7 protein-coding genes are annotated in these 9,421 nt (G+C 74.4%); 6 read left to right on the top strand and 1 reads right to left on the bottom strand.

The genetic code is table 11. From position 1 onward, the window contains the following. The first annotated feature begins 29 nt into the window (after nt 1-29). The 3 genes from ACJA3G_RS21515 (at nt 30) to ACJA3G_RS21505 (ending at nt 3,581) form a co-directional block, all read left to right on the top strand. Nucleotides 30-524 carry a PhzA/PhzB family protein gene (locus tag ACJA3G_RS21515; protein ID WP_406554653.1) on the top strand — a complete coding sequence of 165 codons (495 nt, stop codon included), beginning with the start codon at nt 30-32 and terminating at the stop codon, nt 522-524. 71 nt (nt 525-595) lie between these two features. Continuing rightward, nucleotides 596-1,429 carry a PhzF family phenazine biosynthesis protein gene (locus tag ACJA3G_RS21510; RefSeq protein ID WP_406554651.1) on the top strand — a complete coding sequence of 278 codons (834 nt, stop codon included), beginning with the start codon at nt 596-598 and terminating at the stop codon, nt 1,427-1,429. Between the two features lie 157 nt (nt 1,430-1,586). Further along, on the top strand, nt 1,587-3,581 hold the full coding sequence (locus ACJA3G_RS21505) for a helix-turn-helix domain-containing protein (protein WP_406554650.1): 1,995 nt from the start codon (nt 1,587-1,589) through the stop codon (nt 3,579-3,581). A gap of 2 nt (nt 3,582-3,583) precedes the next feature. On the opposite strand, the gene ACJA3G_RS21500 is transcribed toward ACJA3G_RS21505, so the two are convergent. After that, nucleotides 3,584-4,720, bottom strand: coding sequence for an IS701 family transposase (locus tag ACJA3G_RS21500; protein ID WP_406554649.1), 1,137 nt, complete (start codon nt 4,718-4,720; stop codon nt 3,584-3,586). 606 nt (nt 4,721-5,326) lie between these two features. Between ACJA3G_RS21500 and ACJA3G_RS21495 the strand changes: the two genes are divergently transcribed. The 3 genes from ACJA3G_RS21495 (at nt 5,327) to ACJA3G_RS21485 (ending at nt 9,227) form a co-directional block, all read left to right on the top strand. Next, nucleotides 5,327-6,499 carry a 3-deoxy-7-phosphoheptulonate synthase gene (locus tag ACJA3G_RS21495; protein ID WP_406554648.1) on the top strand — a complete coding sequence of 391 codons (1,173 nt, stop codon included), beginning with the start codon at nt 5,327-5,329 and terminating at the stop codon, nt 6,497-6,499. A gap of 41 nt (nt 6,500-6,540) precedes the next feature. Further along, nucleotides 6,541-7,200 (top strand): isochorismatase family protein, encoded by a 660-nt coding sequence (locus ACJA3G_RS21490; RefSeq protein ID WP_406554647.1) that lies wholly within the window; start codon nt 6,541-6,543, stop codon nt 7,198-7,200. 71 nt (nt 7,201-7,271) lie between these two features. Further along, nucleotides 7,272-9,227: an anthranilate synthase family protein gene (locus ACJA3G_RS21485; protein ID WP_406554652.1), complete on the top strand. Its 1,956-nt coding sequence runs from the start codon at nt 7,272-7,274 to the stop codon at nt 9,225-9,227. Nucleotides 9,228-9,421 lie beyond the last annotated feature (194 nt).

The raw sequence follows: 9,421 nt of genomic DNA, 5'->3' as shown, positions 1-9,421 counted from the left end.
CGCCGACGCAGCACTTGGAGGACCGCGCCATGTCCGAGACCACCCGGTCGCACACGTTCCAGGACGACGCCGCCGCCGAGGTCCGGCGGAGCAATCGGGGCGTCGTCGAGCAGTACATGAACTGCCGCGGTGAGGACCGGCTCCGGCGTCATCTGCTCTTCACCGAGGACGGGGTCGGCGGTCTGTGGACCACCGACACCGGTGAGCCCATCGCCATCCGCGGGCGCGACCCCCTCGGCGAGCACGCCGTGTGGTCGCTGAAGTGCTTCCCCGACTGGGCGTGGATCAATGTGGAGATCTTCGAGACGCAGGATCCGGACCGGTTCTGGGTGGAGTGCGACGGCGAGGGGAAGATCCTCTTCCCGGGCTACCCCGAGGGGTACTACCGGAACCACTTCCTCCACTCCTTTGAGTTCGAGAACGGGAAGATCAAGCTGCAACGGGAGTTCATGAACCCCAACCAGCAGCTCCGCGCCCTGGGCATCCCCGTCCCGGTGGTGAAGCGGGAGGGCATCCCCACCTGAGCCCCACCTGAGCCCCCACATGAACCCCCGCCCGACCCCGGCCCGCGCCCCGCCCAAGGAGCCGCCGTTCCATGCATGAGTACACCGTCGTGGACGCCTTCGCCCGTACCCCGCTCGAAGGCAACCCGGTCGCCGTCTTCTTCGACGCCGGGGATCTGCCGGCCCAGGTGATGCAGCGGATCGCCAAGGAGATGAACCTCTCCGAGTGCACCTTCCTGCTCCCCGCCCGGCACGGCGGCGACGCACATGTGCGGATCTTCACACCCGTCAACGAGCTGCCGTTCGCCGGGCATCCGATCCTCGGCACCGCGGTCGCCGTCGGGCGCCCGCGCAAGGCCGACCGGCTGGTCCTGGAGACCGCCATGGGCGCGATCCCCTTCGAGCTGGTCCACGGCGACGACGCCACCTCCGTACGGATGGCCCAGCCCGTGCCCGTCTGGGAGCCGTACGAGCACGCCGGGGCGCTGCTCGCCGCCCTCGGGCTCGACACCTCGGTCACCCCCGTCGAGGCCTACCGCAACGGGCCCCGGCACGTACTCGTCGGCCTGGGAAGCGTCGCGGCGCTCTCCGCGCTGACCCCGGACCACCACGCGCTGCGCGCCTTCCCCGACATGTCGGCGTACTGCTTCGCGGGCTCCGGCACGCACTGGCGCGCTCGGATGTTCTCCCCGGCGTACGGCGTCGTCGAGGACGCGGCGACCGGCTCCGCCGCCGGCCCCGTCGCCATCCATCTGGCACGCCACGGCCTCGCCTCCTACGGCCAGGACCTGGAGATCCTCCAGGGCGTCGAGATGGGCCGCCCGTCCCCGATGTACGCGAACGTCGAGGGTGCGGGGGAGAAGGTCCGCGCGGTGCACGTCGGCGGCCACGGGGCCGTCCTCGCCCGGGGCACGATCTACGTGTGACCCGCGGCCCCGTCCCCCGCACGCACCAACCCCGTCGCCCGCTCGAGTCGGACTAGTGCGCTGGTCAGCTCCTTGACCTGCCCTTGACCCGCCCTACGGAGGAACGTAGGTTCGATGGGGGCTCGTGCCCTCTTCCGAGCCTATGGGGGGCGGCGGCATGGCGGACGGCAACGCGTTATCGGACTCCCCGGCCCTGGTCGTTCTGGAACTGCTCGCCGTCGACGCGCCGCCGGGGCACTTTCAGGAGCTGCTCGACCGGGCCCGCCGCGAGAAACTGCCGCCCGCCCCGCTGGAGGAGTGGGAGAGGGCGACCCGGCTCGCCCTGAAGATCCAGGCCTCCGGTCATCAGCGCCGGCAACGGGAGTCGGTGATGGCCGACCTGGTCGACACCGTCCACGACATGACCATCCCCTACGACCCCGACAGCCTGCTGGAGGTCATCACCAGCCGCGCCCGGAGACTGCTCGGGTTCGACATGGCGTACATCAGTCTGCGTACGCCCGGCGGCGGTTCGTACGTCCACAGTTCGGACGGTGACACCACCTCGCTCAACATCGGGCTGGTGGTCGAGCGGAGCCGCGGTCTCGGTGAGCTGGCGCACGAGAGCGGGGCGCCCGCCTGGACCTCCGACTACCTCAACGACGACCGCATCCCGCACGGCGAGCAGCTCGACGCGGTCGTCCGGGCCGAGGGTCTGCACGCCATCCTGGTGGTGCCGATCCGTCAGGGCGGTGCGTCCATAGGGGCGTTGTACGGAGCCGACCGGGTCGTGCGGCACTTCACCCCCGACGAGATCAGCGTCATGCGGTACCTGGCGGACTTCGCCGCGGTCGCCCTGGAGAAGGCCCGGCTGCTGGAACGCTCGCGGCAGGAGATCGTCGCGCTGGAGTCGGCCGGCGTCCGCGCCGAGGCCGCCATCGCGCGGCTGCGGCAGCTCGCCGACGCCCGGGCGGCGCTGGCCGCGCTGGTGCTGGGCGGCGGGGACCCGCACGAGCTGGCCGAGGCCGCCGCCACGGCGCTCGGCGCCGGACTCGTGGTGAGCGACGGCTGCGGGCGCACCCTCGCGGGCGCCGGTCATGCGCCGGACCTCGACGAGGGGCGGATACGAGAAGCGGCCCTGGAGGCGCACGCGGCGGGCGGTCCGGTGCGTGTCGCCCCCGGCGTCTGGGCCGCGCCCGTCGGCGCGGGCGGGGAGCCCGGCCTCGTGCTGCTGCGGACCGGCGGGCCGGAGGCGGCGGAGGACGGGCGGGAGCCGACCGAGGACGAGCGGGCCTTCCTCGGCTTCGTGGGGCAGGCGGTGGCGCTGCTGCTCGCCGTGCGGCGCAGCACGGCCGGGGCCGAGGGACCGCCCCGCGAGGAGTTCTTCGACACCCTGCTCACCGCCGTCGCCACGCAGTCGCCCGACCAACTCGGCCGCCAGGCCCGGCAGCTGGGCCTGGACCCGGACGCGCCGCACGTCGTGGTGGTGGCCCGGCCGGCGGGCGCGGAACACGGCAAGGCCGTGGTGTGGGCGTCTTCGTACGCCTACCGCGGCTCGGGGCTGATGAAGGCGCAGGACGGCGACATCGTGCTGCTGCTGCCCGGCGCCGACGCCTCGGCCGTCGCCCGCGCGGTGTCCGGCGAGCTGTCGCCGCTCCTCGCCGAGCCCGTCACGGTGGCCTCGGCGGGCCCCGCCGACTCGCTCGCCTCGGTGGCCCCGGTGTACCAGGAGGCGCTGCGCTGCCTCGACGCGCTGCTCGCGCTGGACGGCGCGGGCAGCGCCGCCTCCCTCGACGACCTGGGCTTCCTCGGGCTGCTGCTCTCCGACGACCAGGACGTCGACGGGTTCGTCGCCTCCGTCCTCGGACCGGTCCTCGACCACGACGCCGAGCGGATGACGCGGCTGGTGGAGACGGTGGAGGCGTACTTCGCCGCGGGCAGCAGCCCCACCCGCGCGGCGGGCGGTCTGCACGTCCACCCCAACACGGTCACCCGCCGCCTGGAACGCATCACCGAGCTCCTCGGCCCCGGCTGGCAGCGGCCCGAGCGCGCCACCGAGGCACAGCTCGCGTTACGGCTGCTGCGCGCCCGGGACGTGCTGCGCCGCCGGCGCGAGGCGGTGCCCGGCAGACGGGAGAGCGCCGGGGGGCCTCAGGACACCTTGGGGAAGTAGTCCTAGGACACCTTGGGGAAGTAGCCCTCCACCGGCCCGCGGCGCGCGGTCAGGACGTGCAGGGCGTGGGCCGCCGAGGCGAGCGTCATATGGCAGTGCCAGCCCCGCAGGGAGCGCCCCTCGAAGTCCCGCAGCCCCGCCCGGTCCCCGTGCTCGGCGAAGTCCCGGCCGACCCGGTCGGTCAGCCGGGTCAGGCCCAGCAGCGTGGCGGCGGGCACCCCGCCCATGTTGGTCAGCCACAGTCCGCTGGGCGCCCCGTGCGGCTGCCGCCACTCCCCGAGCAGCGCCAGAGCGCCCTCGCGGGCGTCCCGGGGCACCGGTGTCCCGCCCGGCAGCCCCACCCGTACCTTGACCGCGGCGGTGTGCCGTACGCCCGAGGGGGCGGCCGGGTCGAACCCGCCGACCCGCTGGCGGCGGCCCCGGACCGAGTCGAGGATGCGGTGCGCGGGCAGCGCGCCCGTGCCGAACCGGGCCGGGGCGGGCTCCTCCACGGTGAACCGGGCCTCCGCCCCGACGCGCACGAGCACCGGCACCCCGGCCGCGCCGAACCGCCGTACCACCGCGTCCGGGTCGCGTGCGGGCAGATCGAGGACCACGGGCAGCAGCGGGGCGCCGTGCAGGTCCGCGAAGTCCAGCGCCGCGGTGGTGGCGCACTCCTCGGGCGTCTCACCGGTGTGGCCGCGGTACCTTCCGCCGGGCGCGCCCGGGGCCGTATCCTCGCCCCGCCCCTCCGGCAGGACCAGCCGCCAGTTCACCGGCGCCGCCGCCTCCGGGGAGGCGCACCACACCCCGAAAGCCTGCTGGCCGTGGAACATCTGGTTGCGGTGGAGGTCGAAGCCGCGGCCCACGCCCACCGAGTGGCGGCCGGACTTGGGGATCGGGGTCTGCCGCACCACCCAGGCCCGCGGGGCGATGAGGTGGCCGAGCCAGCAGGCCAGCGCCTCGCGCACCGGCCGCCACTCCCAGGTGGAGTTGCAGATGAAGTGGTGGAGGGTCTGCTCCAGGGTGGGATCGCCCAGGCAGGCCGCCACGTTGCGGATGGAGCGGCGCCCCTTCGCCGTGAGCAGCCCGCGCAGATACTGCTCCCCCTTGTGGCGCTGGTCCCGCCTGGGCAGGGACGCGAACAGCGTGCTGCTCATGTCCCTGAGCATGAACTCGCGCTCGTACATCACCGCGGGTGAGGTGCGTTGCATCGCGGCGGCGGGACGGTGTCGGGCGGGCCTCGTACTGCCGGCGGGAACGTTCACGGGAACCCCCTGGAAGCTCTGGGCGGCCGGTCGGAGCCACCCCTTCGACAATGGCCGGGGCCCGGGGGAGGGGCGAGGTGCACGGGGCACCCCGTCGCGCCGCCGGGTGGGTGGCTCGCCACTGCCGGCCCGCCCGCGCACTCCTTCCCCGCGGGACGCCACGCGCCACCGTGCGCCCCGGTGGTGACTGGACCACCGCGCCCCCGGCGCCGGGGGCGGGGCGTTTCCTCTCGCGGGTACGGGAGCGGCGCGGTACGGGAGCGGATCGGTACGGGAGCGGCGCGGTACGGCAGTGGCGCGGTACGGGAGGGACACGGCACGGGAGCGACCCGGCCGGGAGGGACACTCCGTCAAGTCCGGCCCATGTTCCGCCCGCATGTCACGGAGTCCGTGATACGCCCTTCGGTTTTCCTCCCGCGGTCCGCGAGAGTCGGCGTCCGGCCGCTTCCTGATCCGCACCTCGGGTGAGCGGTGCCACGCCACGCAGGGAGGCATCAGGTGAACAGCGTCCACACGTTCCTCCGCTCGTTGCCCGCGGTGCAGCAACCGGACTGGGAGGACCACCCCGAACTCGTACGGGTGCGGCGCGAGCTCGCCGCGCTGCCGCCGCTCGTCGAGGCGGACGACGTGGACCGCCTCCACGCGCGGCTGGCCGAGGTCGCCGCCGGACGCGTCCAGGTCGTGCAGTGCGGCGACTGCGCCGAGGACTGGGCGGAGAGCGGTCACGGCGACGTGGCCCGCAAGACGGGGCTGCTCGACATGCTCGCCGGGGTCATGCGGATGACCTCGCACAAGCCGGTGCTGCGGGTCGGACGCCTGGCCGGCCAGTACGGCAAGCCCCGCTCCCGCCCGACCGAGACGGTCGCCGGGGTCGAACTGCCCGTCTACCGGGGCCATATGGTCAACTCCCCCGAACCCGACCCCGAGCTGCGCCGCGCCGACCCCACCCGGATGCTGACCGGCTACCGTGCCGCGCGCGGCATCCTGGAGCTGCTCGGCTGGAGCGGCCCGGGGCGCGGGGCGCGCCACGAGGCCCCGGTGTGGACGAGCCACGAGGCGCTGCTGCTCGACTACGAACTGCCCTCGCTGCGCGCCCGGGACGACGGCCGGCCGGTGCTCACCTCCACCCACTGGCCGTGGGTGGGCGAGCGCACCCGGCACCTCGAGGGCGCCCATGTGGCGCTGCTCGCGGCCGTCGCCAACCCGGTGGCGTGCAAGGTGGGTCCGGCGATGACCTCGGCGGACCTGCTGGCGCTCTGCGAACGGCTCGACCCCGGACGGGTGCCCGGCCGCCTCACCCTCATCGCCCGGATGGGCGCCGACACCGTGGGGGAGCGGCTGCCGTCGCTGGTCGCGGCGGTGCGCGCGGCGGGCCACCCGGTGATCTGGCTGACCGACCCGATGCACGGCAACACCGTCATCGGGCCCGACGGACTCAAGACGCGGCTGGTGAAGACGGTCGTACGGGAGGTCGTGGAGTTCCACCGCGCGGTCACCACGGCGGGCGGCACCGCGGGCGGCATCCATCTGGAGACCACCCCCGACGACGTCACCGAGTGCGTCGGCGACCAGGACCGGCTGCACGAGGTGGGCGACAAGTACACGAGCTTCTGCGATCCGCGGCTCAACCCGCGCCAGGCGCTCACGGTGGCCTCGTCCTGGCTCGGCTGACCCGACCGCGCACCCGTACCGGCACAGCGAAAGGACGATCCATGGCGGGCCTGCCCACCATCGAGCCGTATCCGATGCCCGCCGAGGGCGACCTCCCCGCGAACACCGCGGCCTGGACGGTCGATCCCGCCCGGGCGGTGCTGCTCGTCCACGACATGCAGCGCTACTTCCTGCGGCCGTTGCCCGCGGACCAGTCGCCCGGCGGCCCCCTGGTGCGCAACACCGTGCTGCTGCGCGAGAGCTGCGCCGCCGCGGGCATCCCGGTCGCCTACACGGCCCAGCCCGGCGGGATGAGCGAGCGGGAGCGCGGGCTGCTGAAGGACTTCTGGGGGCCGGGCATGGGGGTCACCCCGGAGGACCGCCGGATCGTGGACGAGCTCGAACCGGGCCCGGACGACTGGCTGTTCACCAAGTGGCGCTACAGCGCGTTCTTCCGGTCGGACCTGCTGGCGCGGATGCGCGCGGCGGGCCGCGACCAGCTGGTGGTCTGCGGGGTGTACGCGCACGTGGGCGTGCTGATGTCGGCGGTCGAGGCGTTCACCCACGACATCCAGCCCTTCCTGGTGGCGGACGCGGTCGCGGACTTCGCCGAGCGCCACCACCGCCTCGCCCTGGAGTACGCGGCCGGGCGCTGCGCGGTGGTCACCACCACCAAGGCGGTCCTGGCCGGGCTCGCCCCCGCGGACGGGACCCACCGGTGAGCGACGACCGGCCCCCGGCGGACCGCGACCCGCTGGACCAGGGCCTGCTGGACGGCAACCCGCCGGACGGCATCCCGTTGGACCGCGGCCCGCGCGGCCGGGACCTGCTCGGCCGGGACCTGCTCGGCCGTGTGCTGGACCGGGATCCCGCCGCGTACGCCCTGCTGTACCGGCCCGAGACGGTCGGCCGGGACGTCCTGGAGGTGCTGCTCGGCGACGTCACGGCCGTCGACACGCTGGCCGCGATCCCGGTGCCGGACGCGCCCGCCGGGCCGGGCGCCCGCCACGAGGTGCTGGCGGTCGTGCCGTACCGGCAGATCTCCGAGCGCGGCTTCACCAGCACCGACGACGGCGAGCCGCTGCTCGTGATGTCCGTGGCCGAGCAGGGCGAACTGCCGCTCGCCGAGGCCCTGCGGCGACTGCCGGACGAGCCGGTCGTCCTCGCCGACGGCCGCTTCGACGTGGACGACGCCCGCTACGCCGAGATCGTCCGGGAGGTCGTCGAGCGCGAGATCGGCAGCGGCGAGGGAGCCAACTTCGTCATCAAGCGCTCCTTCGTCGCGGACATCACGCCGTACACCCCGCACAGCGCCCTGTCGTTCTTCCGGCGGCTGGTGGAGCGGGAGTCCGGTGCGTACTGGACGTTCCTGGTGCACACCGGCGGGCGCACCTTCGTCGGCGCCGGTCCCGAGCGCCATGTCAGCCTGCGCGGCGGCACCGCCGTGATGAACCCCGTCAGCGGCACCTACCGCTACCCGGCGGTCGGCCCCGACCTGCCCGGGGTGATGGCGTTCCTGGCCGACCGCAAGGAGGCCGACGAGCTCTACATGGTCGTCGACGAGGAACTCAAGATGATGGCCCGGATCTGCGAGGGCGGCGGCCGGGTCGTCGGCCCGTACCTGAAGGAGATGGGGCGCCTCGCCCACACCGAGTACCTCATCGAGGGCCGCACCTCCCACGATGTGCGCGACATCCTGCGCGAGACGATGTTCGCCCCCACCGTCACGGGCAGCCCGCTGGAGAGCGCCTGCAAGGTGATCACCCGGTACGAGCCGGAGGGACGCGGCTACTACAGCGGGGTCATGGCCCTCATCGGCCGCGACGAGCACGGCGGACGCGCCCTGGACTCCGCCATCCTCATCCGCACCACCGACATCAGCGCCGAGGGGCGGCTGAGTATCGGCGTCGGCGCGACCCTGGTGCGCCACTCCGACCCCGTGAGCGAGGTCGCCGAGACCCGGGCGAAGGCCGCGGGGCTCCTCGCCGCCCTCGACGCGGGCGCGGGCGGCGCACCCCGCCCGGGTCCCGCCGGACGGTTCGCCGGGCACGCGCGGGTGCGCGAGGCGCTGGCGCGGCGCAACGACCGCCTCGCCCGCTTCTGGCTGCGCGACCCCGCCGGGCGGGCCGCACCCGTCGAGGAGCTGGCCGGGCGCCGGGTGCTGATCGTCGACGCGGAGGACACCTTCACCGCGATGATCGGCCATGAACTGGCCGCCCTGGGCGTGGAGGTGACGGTCCGCCGGTTCGACGAGCCGTACCGCTTCGAGGACCACGACCTGGTCGTCATGGGCCCCGGCCCCGGCGACCCCCGGGAGACCGGCCACCCCAAGATCGCCCATCTGCGGGCGGCCGTGACCCGGCTCCTCGACGAGCGGCGCCCGTTCGTCGCGGTCTGCCTCAGCCACCAGGTCCTCGCCACCCTCCTCGGCCTCGGCCTGGCCCGCCGCGACACCCCCAACCAGGGCGTCCAGAAGGAGATCGACCTGTTCGGCGCGTACGAGCGGGTGGGCTTCTACAACACGTTCGCCGCCCGCAGCGCCGACGACAAGCTCACCCACCCCGAGCTCGGCGTCATCGAGGTCAGCCGCGACCCGGACACCGGCGAGGTGCACGCGCTGCGCGGCCCCGGCTTCGCCTCGATGCAGTTCCACGCCGAGTCGGTGCTCACCGAGGACGGCGTACGCATCCTCGCCGAGGCGCTGACCGCCGTGGTCCGCTCCCGTCCGGGCGGTCTCCTGCCGGGCTGAGGCGGCGTCTATGGTGCGGGGAGCGGGAGCCCCGCGCCCCGCACCCGCCGTCGAGGAGGGCCCCCGTGCCGCCGTACCGTGGTCCGCTCCCGTCCGGGCGGTCTCCTGCCGGGCTGAGGCGGCGTCTATGGTGCGGGGAGCGGGAGCCCCGCGCCCCGCACCCGCCGTCGAGGAGGGCCCCCGTGCCGCCGTAC

Source organism: Streptomyces sp. YS-3 (assembly GCF_045257485.1).
GTDB lineage: Bacteria > Actinomycetota > Actinomycetes > Streptomycetales > Streptomycetaceae > Streptomyces.
This window is presented reverse-complemented; position numbering and strand designations above follow the sequence as displayed.